Source organism: Allobosea sp. BE125 (genome assembly GCF_031456075.1).
Classification (GTDB): domain Bacteria; phylum Pseudomonadota; class Alphaproteobacteria; order Rhizobiales; family Beijerinckiaceae; genus Allobosea.
In genome coordinates this window covers 574,150-590,942 of record NZ_JAVDTY010000002.1, presented here as the reverse complement: position 1 = coordinate 590,942, position 16,793 = coordinate 574,150, and the positions used below count along the sequence as shown (strand labels likewise).

The window sequence follows — 16,793 nt, the reverse complement described above, 5'->3', positions numbered from 1 at the left end:
TCACTTTGGCCGTTGTGGGCAGACTGGCTATTCAGGTAAAGTAGTGATCTTATCCCGGTATAATTGCTAACAGGATGGGCCGCGATGTCCGACGGCAATTCGCTCGGTGTTTATCTCAGGAGCCGACGCACGAAGCTCGATCCTGCCTCGTTCGGCCTCGCCGGCGGCCGGCGGCGAACCGCGGGGCTGCGCCGCGAGGAGGTGGCGCAGCGCGCCAATATCAGCGCGACCTGGTACACTTGGCTGGAGCAGGGGCGCGGCGGAAGTCCCTCGGCGGATGTGCTCGACCGGATCGCACGGGCGCTGACGCTGACGGATATCGAGCGCGAGCATCTGTTCCTTGTCGGTCTCGGTCGTCCGCCCGAGGTCCGTTATCGCGGCAGCGACGCGATCACGCCGCGATTGCAGCGCCTGCTCGACGTATTGACCTACAGCCCTGCGATCGTCCGGACGGCGACCTGGGACGTCGTTGCCTGGAACCGCGCAGCCGCGGCCGTACTGACCGACTATGGCGCGCTCCCGCCCGATCAACGCAACGTCCTGCGCCTGATCTTCTGTGATCCCCGCGTCCGCGCCGCGCAGTCGGAATGGGAATCCGTGGCCCGCTTCGTCGTGGCTACTTTCCGGATCGATGCCGCACGCGCGGGTGCCGACGCGGAGGTCGTGAAGCTGGTCGATGAATTGAGCCAGGCGAGCCCCGAATTCGCAGCGATGTGGCGCGACAACAATGTCCAGACGCATGGCGACGGCGTGAAGCGCCTGCGTCATCCCAGGCTGGGACCGATCACACTGGAATACTCTGCCTTCGCGGTGGATGCCCGGCCGGATCTGAGCCTTATCGTCTATAACCCGGCCACGCCGGCCGATAGGAGGCTCATCGAGTCCCTGGTCGAAGGACTGCCAGTAGCGGGCTAGGGACTGCCGGCGACCGGTTGGGCGACGTGCCGGGGCCTCATTCGCGCGCCGAGAGTGCCAGCCTGATCGCCAGCGCGCCGAAGACCGCGCCCATCAGCTTCTGCGGTAGGCGTGCGAGATGCGGACGGCTGGCGATGGCATGGCCGAGCCGGCTCGCGGTCAGGATCACAATGCCATTCGTGATCAGCCCCATCAGGTTGAGGATCGTCGCCAGCACCATGACCTGAAGCGCGACTGAACCGGCTTCCGGCTTCAGGAACTGCGGCAGCAAGGCGAGCATGAACAGCGCCATTTTGGGGTTGAGCAGGTTGGTTAGCAGGCCCTGCATGAAGATGCGACGCATCGAGACGGGGCTTGCCGTGGTATCCGGCGCGAAGAGCGGGGTTTTCGTGCGCAGCGTCGTCCAGGCGAGCCAGGCGAGATAGGCCGCGCCGACCCAGCGCAGGATGTCGTAGGCGGCCGGAACCAGGATGAAGAGCTGCGACAGCCCGAATGCGGCGGCGAAGGCCTGCAGATAGCTGCCCGCCGCGATGCCGGTATAGGTCAGGAAACCGGCGAGGCGGCCCTGGCTCAGGCTGCGCGACGCGATCAGCAGCATGTCGGGACCCGGCGTCGCGGTCAGCACCGCGCAAGCTGCCGTAAAGAGAACCAGGGTCTGCAGGTCTTGCATCGGTCTCTCCGGAATCAAATGGTGGCGCGCGTGATCATGACGACTGAGCTTTGGGCGGCCAAGCTGCTTACAATTGAATATTTCCCTCTCGTTGATGTGGATGAAGCTCTGCGGGCTGTATCGCGCCTTGGCAGCAATGGTATCGTGACACCACGAATCAAGCCATTCGCGCGGGGGTGAGCGGCACATGTCCGACGAGTACGGTGAGAGCGGGCGACCACCAGTGGGACCGATCCAGTCGCTCAATCGCGTGATGCGGCTCGACGGGCCCGATGGGCTGGCTCATGAGGCCGGCGTCGAGCTCGCCGGCTATGTCAAATGGTTCGATGTCAGCAAGGGCTATGGCTTCGTCGTCCCGGAGGATGGCGGCGCCGACGTGCTCGTCCATGTCACCATCCTGAAGCGCGACGGCTTCAACGCCATTGCCGAGGGCGCGCGCATCGTGCTCGAGGCGATCGAGAAGACACGCGGCCGGCAGGCGGTGCGGGTTCTGTCGATCGACACCAGCGCCGGGCGTCATCCCGCCGAATTGCCGATGGCGCGCACCAATGTCTCGGTCACGCCGACCAGCGGCCTCGAGCGCATGGTGGTGAAGTGGTTCAACCGCCTGCGCGGCTTCGGCTTCGTCTCGGCGGGCGAGGGCGCGCCGGATATCTTTGTCCATATGGAAACGCTGCGGCGCTATGGCCTCGTGGAGTTGATCCCGGGCCAGGCCGTGCTGGTGCGCTACGGCCCCGGGCCGAAGGGCCTGATGGCCGCCGAGATCCGGCTGGAGCAGGGCGGCGCGATCAGTTCGCATTGAGCTGAAGACCGAGGGTTATCGGTGGGGTATCGTCGCTCGGTAGCATTGGGCGCGATAATTGCGCCGCTTTGTGCGGGGCCAATCTTCGCGCAAGTTGTGAATTCAGATCCGTTATACGGCAAACTCATCTCGCTTGAGAAAATGACGCTTGAAGCGTTCGCTTCGCTCTCAAGCCGTGGGCTTCTCGACGTTCACAACGAGATTATGGAAGACATCGCCAATGAGCGGCAGGCCTCGTCCATCGGCGCCTGCTCGCAGGCCTATACTCAGCTGTCGATCACTGTCGTGTTCCACGCCTCGATCATCCAGCCTGATCTCAATCAGGCGGCGAACACCTCCGAGGCCCATGACGCAGAATGGGCAGATCGCACCTGGTCGGACTATCGGAAGACCGTGGCAGACTGCGAGGCGCTTTTAGGTATTGAATCGCCTCCAAGGAGGCCCGAACGGCCCAGCTCTACGCTTCGGCGACTATTACCGATTCTGCCAAAATAGCCGCATTGGCTGAGGGCTAAACCGCAAACGACGTCCCGCACCCACACGAGCTGGTTGCGTTCGGGTTGGTGATGCGGAAGGACTGCCCCACCAGGTCGTCGACGAAATCGATCGTGCAGCCTTCGAGCAGATCGAGCGAGGTCTCGTCGATCAGCACGGTCGCGCCATCGCGCTCGATCACGAGGTCGCCCGGCGCTTTTTCCCGGTCGACGTCGAAGATGTACTGGAAGCCGGAACAGCCGCCGCCGGCGACGCTGACGCGCAGCATCGAGCCGGGCGGCTCCTTTTCCATCACGGAGAGAATGCGGCTCGCGGCCTTGCCGGTGACGGCGATGCCGCGCGGATTGACCTCGATAGCGGTCGACATGGCGAGCTCCTTGGGCAGATGCTCCTTGCACCCGGGTTACCCACAAAGGTAATTGCCGGCACGCGCCACTACAAGCAGGGGGCGATGACAGGTCCGCCATGCCGCATCAACAGAGCTTTGAACCGGAACCCGGCGACCGCTGGCGGGCGATTTATGCCTGCCGCTCGAGCCTGAGTCGTGGTCGTCTGGTCGATGAGCCGAGCTCGCCGACGCGCAGCCAATTCCAGCGCGACCGCGACCGCATCATCCATTCCACGGCCTTCCGGCGCTTGAAGCACAAGACGCAAGTCTTTGTTTCGCATGAGGGAGACCATTATCGCACGCGACTGACGCATACGATCGAGGTGGCGCAGATCGCGCGTGCGCTCGCCCGGGCTCTGGGGCTCGACGAGGATCTCGCCGAGGCGCTGGCGCTGGCGCATGACCTCGGCCACACGCCCTTCGGCCATACCGGCGAGGATGCGCTCGACGCGTGCATGAAAGACTTCGGCGGCTTCGACCACAACGCGCAGACGCTGCGAATCGTGACGCGATTGGAGCATCGCTATGCCGGCTTCGACGGGCTGAACCTGAGCTGGGAGACGCTGGAGGGGCTGGTCAAGCATAATGGCCCGCTGCTCGATGCCGATGGCCGGCCGACCGCGCGCTACGCGGATACCGGCATTCCCGCCGCGATCCTCGAATACCAGGCGCAGCAGGATCTCTGGCTCGACAGCCATGCCTCGGCCGAGGCGCAGGCCGCCGCGCTCGCCGACGACATCGCCTATAACGCCCATGATCTCGATGACGGCCTGCGCGCCGGGCTGTTCGAGCTTGCCGATCTGCGCAAGCTGCCGTTCCTGGCGGAACTGCTCGACGAGATCGACCAGCTGCATCCCGGCCTCGCCAAGCCGCGCGCCACCAACGAGCTCGTCCGCCGCGTCATCACCCGCTTCGTCGAGGATGTGATCGCGGAGTCGCAGGCCCGGATCGCGGCGCTGAAGCCGCGGGACGCCGATGCGGTCCGTCGGGCGGGCGCGCCCGTGGTCGCCTTCTCCAAGGCGATCACGGCGGCCGACAGCGAGATCAAGGCCTTTCTCTATCCCAATATGTATCGCCATCCGCGTATCGCCGAGATCCGGCGCAGGGCGGCAGATGTGGTGCGCGACCTGTTCTCACGCTTCCTGGCCGAGCCCTGCGCCATGCCGGCGGAGTGGGGCGAGGGCTGCGAGGCGCTCGATCCGCAGCGCCGGGCGCGGCGGATTTCGGACTATATCGCCGGCATGACCGACTGGTACGCGCTCGACGAACACCGCCGCCTGTTTGACGCCACCCCCTCGCTGCGATAGGGCCGGGCGCTTCCCTGCAAGCACGAACCACCGCCAAGAATGACCGCGATGAACCTGTTCGAGACCTATTCCGCCCGCGTCAACGCCGCGCTGGCGCGCTTGTCCGAGCGTGGTGCGCTTCCCGCCGGGCTCAATCTCGGCCGGGTCGTGGTCGAGCCGACCAGGGATGCTGCCCATGGCGACCTTTCGACCAATGCCGCGATGGTGCTGGCCAAGGAAGCGGGCACCAATCCGCGCGCGCTGGCGCAACTGATCTGCGAAGAACTTGCCAGCGATGAGACGATCGTCAAGACCGAGATCGCCGGGCCGGGCTTCATCAACCTGACGCTGCAGCCGGAGATCTTCACCGCGATCCTGAAGAGCGCGGTAGAGGCCGGGCTCGATTATGGCCGGGGCGCGTTCAAGCCCGAGCCGAAGATCAATGTCGAATATGTCTCGGCCAATCCGACCGGGCCGATGCATGTCGGCCATGGCCGCGGCGCGGTCTTCGGTGATTCGCTCGCCAATGTGCTGGCTTTCGCCGGTCACAACGTGGCGCGGGAATATTACATCAACGATGCAGGCGCGCAGGTCGATGTGCTCGCCCGCTCCGCCTTCCTGCGTTATCGCGAGGCGCTGGGCGAGACGATCGGCGAGATCCCCGAGGGCTTGTATCCCGGCGACTATCTCGTCTCCGTCGGGCAGACGCTGGCCAAGGCGCATGGCGACGCCTTGCTGGCAAAGCCCGAATCCGAGTGGCTGCCGCTCGTCCGCGCGGTCGCGATCGACGGCATGATGGCGATGATCCGCGACGATCTCGCGGCGCTCGGCGTCGTCCACGATGTCTTCTTCTCCGAGCGCTCGCTGCAGAAGGTCGACGGCAATCTCGACGCCGTGGCCGAGACGATCGCGGATCTGCGCGCTCGCGACCTGATCTATGAGGGCCGCCTGCCGCCGCCCAAGGGCCAGAAGGACGAGGATTGGGAGGATCGCGAGCAGACCCTGTTCCGCGCCACCCAGTTCGGCGACGATGTCGACCGCCCGATTTTGAAGTCGGATGGCAGCTACACCTATTTCGCCAACGATATCGCCTATCACCGCTCCAAGTTCACGCGCGGCTTCACCGAGATGATCGACGTCTGGGGCGCCGACCACGGCGGCTACGTCAAGCGCATGCAGGCGGCCGTGAAGGCGGTGACCGGGGGAGCAGGGGCGCTCGACGTCAAGCTCTGCCAGCTCGTCCGGTTGCTGCGCAATGGCGAGCAGGTGCGCATGTCGAAGCGCTCGGGCGATTTCGTCACGCTGCGCGAGGTGATCGACGAGGTCGGCCGCGACGCGGTGCGCTTCATGATGATCTTCCGCAAGAACGACGCGACGCTCGACTTCGATCTCGCCAAGGTCGTCGAGCAGTCGAAGGACAACCCCGTCTTCTATGTCCAGTACGCGCATGCGCGCTGTGCTTCGATCTTCCGGCAGGCGCGCGAGGCCTTTCCCGATCTCGATCTGTCGCCAGCCAAGATGGCTCAAGCGGACCTCGCCATGCTCACCGACGAGGCCGAGATCGGCATCGTCAAGATGATCGCGGCCTATCCCAGGATGATCGAGGGTGCAGCCCTGGCGCATGAGCCGCATCGGGTGGCCTTTTTCGTGCATGAGCTGGCGAGCGCCTTCCACTCGCTGTGGAACAAGGGCAAAGACTCGCCGCAATTACGGTTCGTTAATCAAACTGATCGAAAGTCGACGGAAGCGAGATTGGCGTTCGTGCATGCGGTGCGCAGCGTTCTTGCTTCCGGTCTGGCAGTCGCGGGTGTAGCGGCGCCGGAAGAGATGCGCTGACGGAACCTTCCGGCAGCGCGCACAAAGGTCAATTTGACCGCGCGTGAGGTTCGGCGTTCCATTCGTCGCCTCGGCCCGCGCTGGAATGGATCATGCCATGAGTGAGCCAGCTAGAAACCGTTTCGCCCTCGACCTCGAAGATCTCGAGCGTCAGCTTCGCGGTGCGGCCCAGGCGCCCAAGCCCGGCCAAGCCACGGATCCGCTTGCGGAACTGACGCGCATCGTTGGGCAGGACGACCCGCTGAAGGATATCTTCGCCCATCGCGGCCAGCCGGCGCCAACGCCGCAGCCGGTCCAATCCTGGCAGCAGCCGGTGCAGTCCTGGCAGCCGCCGCGGCAGGAGCCCTCCTTCGCGCCTGCTCCGGTTCCGCCGACGCCCGAGAGCTCTGCTCCTCCCGCCGAGCTGCGCGGCGCGCTCGACGAGTTCGAGGCGCTGCTGCGGCGCACCGACGTCGCTCGACCGGCGGTGACCCCGGTGCCTGCGCCCGTTGCAGACGAGCACTATGACGAGCCCGAAGCGCATGGCTTCCACCTGCCGGAGCCGCAGAGCTATCAGCGGCCCGCTTCGGTGCAAGGCGTGGCTGATGTGCCGCGCGACCTCGATCAGGAGGCCGGCGGCTATTCCTATGCCTATGAGCAGTCCGGCGGCTACAGCCAGCCTGCCATGTCCGAGCCGGCCGAGAGGCCGATGATGGCGGATGACGATGCGCCTGATCTTGAGCCGCGCCGTTCGCGCAAGGGCGTGTGGCTGCTGGCCTCTGTCGCCGTCATCGGCATCGTTGGCGTCGCCGGCGCGTCGTTCTTCCGTTCGTCCGGCCCGGTCAGCAAGGACGGATTGCCGCTGGTGATCAACGCCGATCGCGGCCCGACCAAGGTCGAGCCGACCAATCCCGGCGGCGCCGAGATTCCAAACCAGAACAAGCAGATCTACGAAAAGGTTGGACAGGCTCCCTCGACCCAGACCCAGGTGGTCAGCCGCGAGGAGCAGCCGGTCGATGTTCAGCAGGCGGCGCGGAGCTTGCCGGCGCGTGTCGTCCTGCCAGCCCCGGGTTCATCCGTGGGCACGGGCGGCACCGACACCTCCGGCACGACCAACCCGCTGGCGAACGCGCCCGCCGTGCCCGAGCGCAGCGCGACGCCGGCGGAACCCGCCCTGGCGCCGGGGCCTGCCGTTCCGGGGCTGGGCGAGCCGCGCCGCGTGCGCACCGTCGCGATCCGGCCCGACGGCACGCCCGCGCCGCCGCCCGGCGCCAACGGCAACGGCAACGGCAATATCAATGCCGTATCACCGTCGGTCACGGGTTCGGCTCCCGCCAAGCTCACCGCGCCTGCAGCGGCCAATCCGGGCACGACTGGGGCCAACAGCCAGCCGCGCCCGCGCCCGGCTACGACGCCCGAGGCCGCGAAAGTGCAGGAACGCGTCGCGACGCCTGCGCCCGCGACCACGCCGCCGCTGCGCGTCGCCAGCGCCGCTCCTGCTGCGACGAATGCCGCTCCGGCCACCGCCGCGATCCGCGCCGGCACCGGCGATTTCGCGGTGCAGCTCGGCGCGCCCGGCAGCGAGGCGGAGGCGCGCGCCACCTTCTCGGCGCTGCAGCGCAAGTACCCCGATCAGCTGGGCGGCCAGGCGCCGATCGTGCGCAAGACCGAACTCGCCGGCGGCAAGACCGTCTACCGCCTGCGCGTCGGCCCCTATTCGCGCGACGACGCCACGGCCATGTGCACGCAGCTGCAGACGGCCGGCGGCCAGTGCTTCATCGCCAAGAACTGAACGAATAAGAACTGAGCGAACAAGAACCGGGCGGGCTTCAGCCGTCACATAACGCCTGACTTAAAAAGCCGTCGGCAGCGCCCAGTCGCTGCCGGCGGCTTTTCCGTTCGGCCTGCGGCGCATGACGCCACCGCATGGTTGGGGTTCAAGCGCGGGCCCAGTGCGGGTAGCGTCACCGCCCAGCTTGCGCATGTTCTGGCCGGGGCGAGGGCAGGGCGCGAGACTCAAAGAATTCCACGCGACACAAGAAACCGAGGAAACCCATGGATCGTCGTACATTCGTCAAGGCCGCAGGCACGGGCGCTGCGGTCGGCAGCACAGCCATTGCTGCTCCCGCCATCGCCCAGTCGCAGCCCAAGGTCAGCTGGCGCCTCACCTCGAGCTATCCCAAGAGCCTGGACACGCTCTATGGCCTCAGCACGCAGGTCGCCAAGCGCGTCGGCGAGCTCACCGACAATCAGTTCCAGATCCAGGTTTTTGCGCCCGGCGAGATCGTGCCTGGTCTGCAGGCGCTGGACGCCGTCCAGAACGGCACGGTCGAATGCAGCCATACGTTGTCGAGCTTTTATATCGGCAAGGACCCGGCCTTCGCCTTCGAGACCTCGCTGCCCTTCGGCTTCAACACGCGCCAGCAGAACGCCTGGCTCTACCAGGGCGGCGGGCTCGAACTGTGCCGTGCCTTCATGAAAGGCTATAACTGTTACACGATCCCCTCAGGCAACACCGGCGCCCAGATGGGCGGCTGGTTCCGCAAGGAGATCAAGACGCTCGAAGACCTGAAGGGGCTGAAGTTCCGCATCGCGGGCCTCGGCGGGCGCATCATGGCGCGGCTCGGCGTCGTGCCGCAGCAGATCGCCGGCGGCGACATCTATCCGGCTCTGGAGCGGGGCACGCTCGACGCCGTCGAGTTTTCCGGCCCGCTCGACGACGAGAAGCTCGGTTTCCAGCGCGTCGCGAAATATTACTACTATCCGGGGTTCTGGGAGGGCTGCGCCAATGTCAGCTTCATCGCCAATCTCGACAAGTGGAACGATCTGCCGCCGGCCTACAAGGCCGCGCTTGAAGCCGCCTGCTCGGAGGCCAACGCCTTGTGCGTCGCCAAATACGACCACGGCAATCCAGACGCCATGTTGCGGCTGGCCGCTGCCGGCGCCGAATTGCGCCCGTTCCCGCAGGAGGTGATGCTGGCGGCGTTCAAGGAGGCCTTCGCGCTTTATGGCGAGCTCGCCGCGAGCAACCCGGCCTTCAAGACGTTCTATGATTCGTTCCTGCCCTACTGGAAGAAGGAGCAGCTCTGGTTCCGCATCGCCGAGCTGCCTTTCGACGCCTTCAACGCCCAGATGTCGGCGCAGATGCGCTGAGAAGGCCTGTAGGCCGTCATTGCGAGCGTAGCGAAGCAATCCAGGCGTGTTTGCGCCACGTCTCCCTGGATTGCTTCGCCGCTTGCGCTCATCGCAATGACGGGCGCGCTTGACCGCGCCCGCGCCTGTTCCTACCCCAGTCACATGACCTCACGCGCCTTCATCGCCGGCTGCCTCGGCACGAGCCTGACCCAGGACGAGCGTGCCTTCTTCAGGGAGGCGCGGCCCTGGGGCTTCATCCTGTTCAAGCGCAACACGCAATCGCCCGAGCAGGTCGCGGCCCTGACGGCCCAGATGCGCGAGACCGTCGGGTGGCATGCGCCGATCCTGATCGACCAGGAGGGCGGTCGGGTCCAGCGCATGGGGCCGCCGCATTGGCCGGCCTACCCGCCGGCGCGGGCGTTCCTGGGTATCAATGACCCCGTGCAACAGCGTGAAATCGTGCGGCTTTCGGCGCGGTTGATGGCGCATGACCTGAAATCCGTCGGCATCGATGTCGATTGCCTGCCGGTGCTCGACGTGCCCGTCGCCGGCAGCCACGACGTCATCGGCAATCGCGCCTATGCGCATGAGCCCGACATGATCGCGCGGCTCGGCCGGGCGGCGGCCGAGGGGCTGATCGCGGGCGGCGTGCTGCCGGTGATCAAGCACATGCCCGGCCATGGCCGGGCCAAGGCCGACAGCCATCACGACCTGCCGGTGGTCGAGGCCTCGCTGGCGGAGTTGCGGGCGAGCGATTTCCGGCCGTTCCGGCATCTCGCCGACATGCCGATGGCGATGACGGCCCATGTCGTCTTCACCGCGCTGGATCCGAAGCATCCGGCGACGGTGTCGAAGACGATCCTCCGCGAGATCATGCGCGGCGAACTCGGCTTCGACGGTTTGATCATGACCGACGATATTTCAATGAAGGCGCTCGCGGGCGGCTTCGCCGCGAAGGCCAGGGCGGCGATCCGCGCCGGCGTCGATGTCGTGCTGCATTGCCATGGCATCATGGAGGAGATGGTGGCGATCGCCGGCGCCGTGCCGGAGATGAACGGTGCGCGCGGCCGTCGCGCCGCCATGGCGCTCGCCCGCATTCGGCACGAGCCCGAGCCTCTGGATGTGGATGAAGCGAGGGCGCAGCTTGCAAGCGCGCTTGCCTTGAGCGCCTGAACAGCCGAACCTATCGGTCGGGGTTCGACGATCGGGGCAAAATGGCCGCTGAACTGCCATTCGAGGATGAAAAGCCGCGGCGCGGCCAGGCCGGCGGCGAGAGCGAACCTGCGCTCCTCGTCGATGTCGACGGCTATGAAGGTCCGCTCGACCTGCTGCTCGATCTGGCGCGGCGCCAGAAGGTCGATCTGCACCGCATCTCGATCCTGGCCCTGGCCGAGCAATATCTCGTCTTCGTCGAGCAGGCGCGGGCGCTCAGGCTTGAACTCGCGGCCGATTATCTCGTGATGGCGGCCTGGCTGGCCTATCTCAAATCACGCCTGCTCTTGCCCGAGCCGCCCAAGGGCGAGGAGCCGAGCGCGGCCGACCTTGCCACCGCGCTCGCCTTGCGCCTGCGCCGGCTGGAGGCGATCCGCGAGGCGTCGCGCCGGCTCGCCTCGCGCGAACGGCTTGGGCAGGATGTTTTTGCGCGCGGTGCTCCCGAGCCGATCGTGGCAGGCGCGCGCCCGATCTGGGAGGCCGAGCTCTACGATCTGCTCTCCGCCTATGCGCAGCAGCGCCAGAGGCGCGTCCAGGGCCATATCTCCGTCGGCCATCGCATCGTCTGGTCGCTGGTAGAGGCGCGCGAGGCGTTGCAGCGTCTCGTCGGCGAGGCGGGTGACTGGACCGCGATCGACCCCTATCTCGCGCGCTACATGACCTCGCATGGCCTGCCGGCGCGCGAGATGACGGCAACCGTCAGGGCCTCGGCCTTGTCGGCGATGCTGGAGATGGTGAAGGAGGGGGCGCTCGACCTGCGCCAGGACGAAGCCTTCGCGCCGCTCTATCTGCGCCGCCGCTCGGCGCGGCCGCCGGCCTTGCCGTTGTGAGCGGGCGATGACGGTGGCGATGACCGAGCGTTTCGACGAGGAGGACGATGGCGGCGAGGCCGAGGTGCTGGCCCTGGCGACGCGCATTGTCGAGGCGCTGCTCTTCGCCTCGGCCATGCCGCTGAGCGCCGAGGAACTGGCGCGCTCGGTGCCGGCCGGCGTCGATGTCGCGCAGGTGCTGGAGCATCTGATCGAGCTTTATGCGCCGCGCGGGGTGAATCTGCGCCTGGTCGCGGGCGGCTATGCCTTCCGCACCGCGCCCGATCTCGGCTATCTGCTGGCGGCCGAGGCTGAGCCGCCGCGCAAATTGTCGCGGGCGGCGCTCGAGGTGCTCTCGATCATCGCCTATCACCAGCCGGTGACGCGGGCCGAGATCGAGGAGATTCGCGGCGTTGCCACCGCCAAGGGCACGCTCGACATCCTGCTGGAGGCAGGCTGGGTGCGCCTGCGTGGCCGCCGTCGCTCGCCCGGCCGGCCGGTGACCTATGGCACGACGCCGGGCTTCCTCGACCATTTCGGTCTCGACCGCATCGACGATCTGCCCGGCCTCGACGAGCTCAAGGGCTCGGGCTTCATCGAGGGGCGCTTGACCAAGGACCTCACCGTGCCGATTCCCGACGATGATCCGGATCTGCGCGCCGACGAGGATCCGCTCGGCGACCTGTTCACGCCGCTTGACGACGGCGAAGGGCCGCCGCACAGGGCGGATGAGTAGCAGGCTTCGTTTCTCTCAGCCCTCATCCTGAGGAGCGCTCCGTAGGAGCGCGTCTCGAAGGATGATCCAGTGCGTGCTGGAGCATCCTTCGAGACGCAAGGCTGTCGCCTTGCTCCTCAGGATGAGGGCTGCAGGGTTTGAAGCGCAGCAAGGAGCATCTTTTGGCGTCGAATGAGACCAAGGCGCGCTGGCTGAGCTGGGGCAGGCGGGGGACGGCCGGCGCCGCGATCCCGATGGCGCTTGGATTCGACCGGGTGACGCAGCGCTTCGGCGATGTGACGGCTTTGAGCGAGGTCAGCCTGTCCATCGAGCCCGGCGAGGTGGTGGCCCTGCTTGGCCAATCGGGCTGCGGCAAGACGACGCTGCTCAGGCTTGCCGCCGGCGTCGAGCGGCCGAGTTCCGGGCGCGTGCTGCTGGAGGGCAGCGATGTGTCCTCGCCGCAGAGCTTTGTCGAGCCGGAGCAGCGCGGCGTCGGGCTGGTCTTCCAGGACTATGCGCTGTTCCCGCATCTGAGCGTTCGCGAGAATGTTCGTTTCGGCCTGCGCGGCTATGACGAGACATCCGCCGAGGCCACTGCGCTGCGCGCCATCGCCCGCGTCGGTCTCGCCGATCTCAGCGAGGCTTATCCACATATGTTGTCGGGCGGTGAGCAGCAGCGCGTCGCGCTGGCCCGCGCCATAGCGCCGCGCCCCGGCGTGCTCTTGATGGACGAACCCTTCTCCAATCTCGACCGGCGCCTGCGCGATGTGGTGCGCGACGAGACGGCGGCGCTGCTCAAGGAAACCGGCGCGACCTCGATCATCGTGACGCATGATCCCGAGGATGCGATGCGCATCGCCGACCGCATTGTGCTGATGCGCGCAGGCAGGATCGTCCAGGTCGGCACGGGCGAACAGCTCTACCGTCAGCCCAACAGCCTCTTTGCCGCCCGATTCTTCTGCGATTTTACCGAGATAGAAGGCCGTGTCCTGCGCGGTGCGGTGGATACGCCGGTGGGCCGGTTTCCGGCGGGCGAGCTCGGCGAAGGCGCGCAGGCCGTGGTTTGCATCCGGCCGCAAGCGATCCGATTGACGCCGAACGGGTTCTGCCTGCCTGCACGCGTCGTGACGCGGCGCTTCCTCGGCGAGGTCGATCACGTCCTGCTCGCGGTCTCGGGCTTCGACCGGCCGCTGCTCGCGCGGGTGTCGCTCACCGGGAGCGTTCGCGAGGGCGACGATGTCGGCATCGATATTCCGACGGATGAAGTTCTTGTGTTCCCTGCGGGGGACACATAGGTTCCGCCACAAGAAGTTGGCCGAGGCTCAACGCCCGGCCGCACTGTAATTCGGAGGAGTTCGCCATGGGTGGCGTCAGTATCTGGCACTGGATCGTCGTTGGCGTCATCGTGATGCTGCTGTTCGGGCGCGGCAAGGTTTCCGAGCTGATGGGCGACGTTGCCAAGGGCATCAAATCCTTCAAGAAGGGCATGGCCGACGATGACGAGCCGGCCACGCCGCCGCCGAGCGCTGCTGCGGCCGATCCCCGGGTCATCGACCAGGCGACCACGAGCAATCCCGCTGCGGCCAAGGCCGAGCACAAGGCCTGATGGCGCGCCGCTTGCCTCAAGGCGAGCGGTTGAGAGGACGAGCCATCGATGTTCGACATCGCCTGGAGCGAATTGATGCTGATCGGGGCGGTTGCGCTCGTCGTGATCGGCCCCAAGGATCTGCCCAAAGCCATGCGCACTGTCGGCCAGGTGGTCGGCAAGGTGCGCCGCATGGCCAGCGAGTTCCAGGGCCAGTTCAATGACGCGATGCGCGAGGCCGAACTCCACGACCTGAAGAAGCAGGTCGAGGATGTCGGCGGCTCGGTGTCTTCGGCGATGAACTCCGACTACAAACCCATCGAGATGCCCAACGAGCCCGCCTCGACGGGCCTCGACGACGCGCAGATCAAGGAGGCCGAGGCCAAGCTCGCGGCACTGCCGGCGCCTGAGCCCTTGCCGCCCGTCGAGATCGCACCCGCGCCGATCGCAGACGCAACCCCCGAAGAGAAGCCGAAGCGCAAGCGTGCGCCCAAGGCGGAGCCCGAGGTCGTGGCGGAGGCTGTCGAACCAGCCAAGGCCGCCCCGCGTAAGCGCAAGGCTAAGGTCAGCGAACCCGAAGACGGGAGCGCAGTATGAGCGTCGTCAATGCCAAGGATGGCGAGGACGAGATCGAGGCCTCGCGCGCGCCGCTGATCGACCATCTGATCGAGCTCAGGGCCCGGCTGATCAAGTCACTGATCGCCTTCATGCTGATGTTCTTCATCTGCTTTGCGGTGTCGACGCAGATCTACAACATCCTGGTGCAGCCCTATGTCTGGGCGGCAGGGAGCACCGCGAACGCGCAGCTCATCTATACCGGCCCGCTCGAACTGCTCTTCACCCATATCAAGGTGGCGGCGTTCGGGGCCGGCTTCTTCGCCTTTCCGGTGATCGCGACGCAGGTCTACAAATTCGTCGCGCCGGGCCTCTATAAGAATGAGAAGGCGGCGTTCGCGCCTTATCTCGTGGCGACGCCGGTGTTCTTCACGCTGGGCGCCGCGCTGGTCTTCTTCTTCGCCATGCCGGTGCTGATGAAGTTCTCGCTCGGCATGCAGCAGGCCGCGACCGAGACTCAGGCCGGCATCGCGCTGCTGCCCAAGGTCAGCGAGTATCTCTCGCTGATCATGACGCTGATCTTCGCCTTCGGCGTCGCCTTCCAATTGCCGGTCGTGCTGACGCTGCTCGGGCAGGCGGGAATTATCGATTCGCAGTTCCTGAAGGACAAGCGCCGCTACGCCATCGTCTTCGTCTTCGTCATCGCCGCCGTGCTGACGCCGCCCGACGTGATCTCGCAGCTGATGCTCGCCGTGCCGATGCTGCTGCTCTACGAGCTCTCGGTGTTCTCGGTGCGCTATGTCGAGAAGAAGCGAGCGGCCAGGAAGGCGGCGGAGGACGCTGCCGCGGAGTGATCCTCCGTCGTCATGCTCGCCCTTGTGGCGAGCATCCACGTCTTGAACACAGGTCTTAGCCAGCGAAGACGTGGATGGTCGGGACTAGCCCGACCATGACGGGTGAGGGCGACCGCACTCCCAACCGCTACATCGGTGGTTCCATCGCTCGCCATCCCGGTCTAGAGCATCTCTCGCTGCATTCCGCAGCGGCGGCATGGCCTGACGACGATGTACGATATCAAATGGATTCGCGAGAACGCCGAGGCGTTCGATACCGGCTTGAAGCGGCGGGGGCTCGAGCCGCTGTCGTCGTCGCTGCTCGCCCTCGACGATACCCGGCGCTCGGCCATCGCCAAGGCGCAAAGCTCGCAGGAACGCCGCAACGCCCTCTCCAAGGAGATCGGCAAGGCGATGGGCGCCAAGGATGTCGCGCTCGCCGACAGCCTGAAGGCCGAGGTCGCCAGCTTGAAGGAGTTGCAGCCGGCGCTCGAAGCGCAGGAGAAGGCGGCGGTCGAGGCGCTGAACGAGCAGCTCGCAGCGATCCCGAACCTGCCCCATGACGATGTGCCCGAGGGCGCCGACGAGCATGGTAATGTCGTCAAGTCGGTGCATGGCGAGGCGCCGGAGAAAACCGGCGGCCGGCTCTTCGGCTTCAACCAGCTCAAGGAGCATTACGAGCTCGGCGAGGCGCTCGGCCAGATGGATTTCGAGACGGCGGCGAAGCTGTCGGGCTCGCGTTTCGTCGTGCTGAATCAGCGGCTTGCGCGGCTCAACCGGGCGATCGGGCAGTTCATGCTCGACACGCATACGGAGCTGCACGGCTATACCGAGGTCAATCCGCCGCTGATGGTGCGCGACGATGCGATGTTCGGTACGGCGCAACTGCCGAAGTTTCGCGACGATCAGTTCAGGGCGGGCGAGGATCATTGGCTCATCCCCACAGCTGAAGTCCCGCTCACCAATCTCGTGCGCGAATCGATCCTCTCCGAGGAAGAATTGCCGCGCCGCTACACTGCGCTGACGCCCTGCTTCCGGTCCGAGGCCGGTTCGGCCGGGCGCGATACCCGTGGCATGCTGCGCCAGCACCAGTTCGAGAAGGTCGAACTGGTCTCGATCACCACGCCCGAAAAATCGCGCGAGGAGCATGAACGCATGCTGGCCTGCGCCGAGGCCGTGCTGAAGAAGCTCGATCTGCATTATCGCGTGATGACGCTGTGCACCGGCGATATGGGCTTTGCCTCGCAGAAGACCTACGACATCGAGGTCTGGCTGCCGGGACAGAAGACCTATCGCGAGATTTCGTCCTGCTCGGTCTGCGGGGATTTCCAGGCGCGGCGGATGCATGCGCGCTACCGTTCGGGGGAAGGCGGCGCGCCGCGCTTCGTCCATACGCTGAACGGCTCGGGCACGGCGGTCGGCCGGGCGCTGATCGCGGTGATGGAGAACTACCAGAACGCCGACGGCTCGATCACGGTGCCCGAAGCGCTGGTACCTTATATGCGCGGCGTGACGCGGATCGAGAAGGCGTGATGCTCGCGCTGGCCGAACTGGACGCGGGGAACCCTCTCCCGGAGG

17 protein-coding genes are annotated in these 16,793 nt (G+C 66.2%); 15 read left to right on the top strand and 2 right to left on the bottom strand.

What is annotated here, in order from left to right:
- Nucleotides 1-84 precede the first annotated feature (84 nt).
- The gene (locus J2Y55_RS08055; protein ID WP_310150344.1) at nucleotides 85-915 is read left to right on the top strand and encodes a helix-turn-helix transcriptional regulator; all 831 of its coding nucleotides are present in this window, start codon (nucleotides 85-87) and stop codon (nucleotides 913-915) included.
- Nucleotides 916-952: 37 nt separating this feature from the next.
- Here the strand turns inward: J2Y55_RS08055 and J2Y55_RS08050 are convergent, their stop codons facing one another.
- Nucleotides 953-1,585: a LysE family translocator gene (locus J2Y55_RS08050; RefSeq protein ID WP_310150341.1), complete on the bottom strand. Its 633-nt coding sequence runs from the start codon at nucleotides 1,583-1,585 to the stop codon at nucleotides 953-955.
- A 187-nt stretch (nucleotides 1,586-1,772) separates the two neighbouring features.
- On the opposite strand from J2Y55_RS08050, the gene J2Y55_RS08045 reads away from it, so the two are divergent.
- On the top strand, nucleotides 1,773-2,387 hold the full coding sequence (locus J2Y55_RS08045) for a cold-shock protein (RefSeq protein WP_404978849.1): 615 nt from the start codon (nucleotides 1,773-1,775) through the stop codon (nucleotides 2,385-2,387).
- Nucleotides 2,388-2,408: 21 nt separating this feature from the next.
- Nucleotides 2,409-2,882, top strand: a complete 474-nt coding sequence (locus J2Y55_RS08040; RefSeq protein ID WP_310150338.1) for a hypothetical protein — start codon at nucleotides 2,409-2,411, stop codon at nucleotides 2,880-2,882.
- 16 nt (nucleotides 2,883-2,898) lie between these two features.
- Here J2Y55_RS08040 and J2Y55_RS08035 read toward each other — a convergent pair whose 3' ends face one another.
- Nucleotides 2,899-3,249, bottom strand: a complete 351-nt coding sequence (locus tag J2Y55_RS08035; RefSeq protein ID WP_310150335.1) for a HesB/IscA family protein — start codon at nucleotides 3,247-3,249, stop codon at nucleotides 2,899-2,901.
- Between the two features lie 98 nt (nucleotides 3,250-3,347).
- On the opposite strand from J2Y55_RS08035, the gene J2Y55_RS08030 reads away from it, so the two are divergent.
- From J2Y55_RS08030 to serS, 12 genes are all read left to right on the top strand, one after another.
- Entirely contained in the window at nucleotides 3,348-4,577 is a 1,230-nt protein-coding gene (locus J2Y55_RS08030; RefSeq protein ID WP_310150332.1) for a deoxyguanosinetriphosphate triphosphohydrolase, read from the top strand.
- A 48-nt stretch (nucleotides 4,578-4,625) separates the two neighbouring features.
- Nucleotides 4,626-6,392, top strand: a complete 1,767-nt coding sequence (argS, locus tag J2Y55_RS08025; RefSeq protein ID WP_310150329.1) for an arginine--tRNA ligase — start codon at nucleotides 4,626-4,628, stop codon at nucleotides 6,390-6,392.
- A gap of 97 nt (nucleotides 6,393-6,489) precedes the next feature.
- A complete protein-coding gene (locus J2Y55_RS08020; RefSeq protein WP_310150326.1) occupies nucleotides 6,490-8,163 on the top strand; it encodes an SPOR domain-containing protein in 1,674 nt (557 codons plus the stop codon).
- A 263-nt stretch (nucleotides 8,164-8,426) separates the two neighbouring features.
- Complete coding sequence (locus J2Y55_RS08015; protein ID WP_310150323.1) at nucleotides 8,427-9,524, top strand: TRAP transporter substrate-binding protein; 1,098 nt, start codon at nucleotides 8,427-8,429, stop codon at nucleotides 9,522-9,524.
- A gap of 144 nt (nucleotides 9,525-9,668) precedes the next feature.
- Nucleotides 9,669-10,679, top strand: coding sequence for a beta-N-acetylhexosaminidase (gene nagZ / locus J2Y55_RS08010; RefSeq protein ID WP_310150698.1), 1,011 nt, complete (start codon nucleotides 9,669-9,671; stop codon nucleotides 10,677-10,679).
- 41 nt (nucleotides 10,680-10,720) lie between these two features.
- On the top strand, nucleotides 10,721-11,548 hold the full coding sequence (locus J2Y55_RS08005) for a segregation and condensation protein A (protein ID WP_310150320.1): 828 nt from the start codon (nucleotides 10,721-10,723) through the stop codon (nucleotides 11,546-11,548).
- Between the two features lie 7 nt (nucleotides 11,549-11,555).
- Nucleotides 11,556-12,263 carry an SMC-Scp complex subunit ScpB gene (scpB, locus tag J2Y55_RS08000; protein WP_310150317.1) on the top strand — a complete coding sequence of 236 codons (708 nt, stop codon included), beginning with the start codon at nucleotides 11,556-11,558 and terminating at the stop codon, nucleotides 12,261-12,263.
- 161 nt (nucleotides 12,264-12,424) lie between these two features.
- Nucleotides 12,425-13,537, top strand: a complete 1,113-nt coding sequence (locus J2Y55_RS07995; RefSeq protein WP_310150314.1) for an ABC transporter ATP-binding protein — start codon at nucleotides 12,425-12,427, stop codon at nucleotides 13,535-13,537.
- Nucleotides 13,538-13,602: 65 nt separating this feature from the next.
- Nucleotides 13,603-13,848 carry a twin-arginine translocase TatA/TatE family subunit gene (locus J2Y55_RS07990; protein ID WP_310150309.1) on the top strand — a complete coding sequence of 82 codons (246 nt, stop codon included), beginning with the start codon at nucleotides 13,603-13,605 and terminating at the stop codon, nucleotides 13,846-13,848.
- A 48-nt stretch (nucleotides 13,849-13,896) separates the two neighbouring features.
- Nucleotides 13,897-14,424, top strand: coding sequence for a Sec-independent protein translocase protein TatB (gene tatB / locus J2Y55_RS07985; protein WP_310150308.1), 528 nt, complete (start codon nucleotides 13,897-13,899; stop codon nucleotides 14,422-14,424).
- Nucleotides 14,421-15,236, top strand: coding sequence for a twin-arginine translocase subunit TatC (gene tatC, locus J2Y55_RS07980; protein WP_310150306.1), 816 nt, complete (start codon nucleotides 14,421-14,423; stop codon nucleotides 15,234-15,236). The genes tatB and tatC overlap by 4 nt, the downstream gene beginning before the upstream one ends.
- Before the next feature lie 210 nt (nucleotides 15,237-15,446).
- Nucleotides 15,447-16,748: a serine--tRNA ligase gene (gene serS, locus J2Y55_RS07975; RefSeq protein WP_310150304.1), complete on the top strand. Its 1,302-nt coding sequence runs from the start codon at nucleotides 15,447-15,449 to the stop codon at nucleotides 16,746-16,748.
- Nucleotides 16,749-16,793: the final 45 nt, after the last annotated feature.

Coding starts and splice junctions, on each gene's coding strand:
- J2Y55_RS08055 (WP_310150344.1), top strand. CDS start 85: ATGTCCGACGGCAATTCGCTCGGTGTTTATCTCAGGAGCCGACGCACG.
- J2Y55_RS08050 (WP_310150341.1), bottom strand. CDS start 1,585: ATGCAAGACCTGCAGACCCTGGTTCTCTTTACGGCAGCTTGCGCGGTG.
- J2Y55_RS08045 (WP_404978849.1), top strand. CDS start 1,773: ATGTCCGACGAGTACGGTGAGAGCGGGCGACCACCAGTGGGACCGATC.
- J2Y55_RS08035 (WP_310150335.1), bottom strand. CDS start 3,249: ATGTCGACCGCTATCGAGGTCAATCCGCGCGGCATCGCCGTCACCGGC.
- J2Y55_RS08030 (WP_310150332.1), top strand. CDS start 3,348: ATGCCGCATCAACAGAGCTTTGAACCGGAACCCGGCGACCGCTGGCGG.
- argS (WP_310150329.1), top strand. CDS start 4,626: ATGAACCTGTTCGAGACCTATTCCGCCCGCGTCAACGCCGCGCTGGCG.
- J2Y55_RS08020 (WP_310150326.1), top strand. CDS start 6,490: ATGAGTGAGCCAGCTAGAAACCGTTTCGCCCTCGACCTCGAAGATCTC.
- J2Y55_RS08015 (WP_310150323.1), top strand. CDS start 8,427: ATGGATCGTCGTACATTCGTCAAGGCCGCAGGCACGGGCGCTGCGGTC.
- nagZ (WP_310150698.1), top strand. CDS start 9,669: ATGACCTCACGCGCCTTCATCGCCGGCTGCCTCGGCACGAGCCTGACC.
- J2Y55_RS08005 (WP_310150320.1), top strand. CDS start 10,721: ATGGCCGCTGAACTGCCATTCGAGGATGAAAAGCCGCGGCGCGGCCAG.
- scpB (WP_310150317.1), top strand. CDS start 11,556: ATGACGGTGGCGATGACCGAGCGTTTCGACGAGGAGGACGATGGCGGC.
- J2Y55_RS07990 (WP_310150309.1), top strand. CDS start 13,603: ATGGGTGGCGTCAGTATCTGGCACTGGATCGTCGTTGGCGTCATCGTG.
- tatB (WP_310150308.1), top strand. CDS start 13,897: ATGTTCGACATCGCCTGGAGCGAATTGATGCTGATCGGGGCGGTTGCG.
- tatC (WP_310150306.1), top strand. CDS start 14,421: ATGAGCGTCGTCAATGCCAAGGATGGCGAGGACGAGATCGAGGCCTCG.
- serS (WP_310150304.1), top strand. CDS start 15,447: ATGTACGATATCAAATGGATTCGCGAGAACGCCGAGGCGTTCGATACC.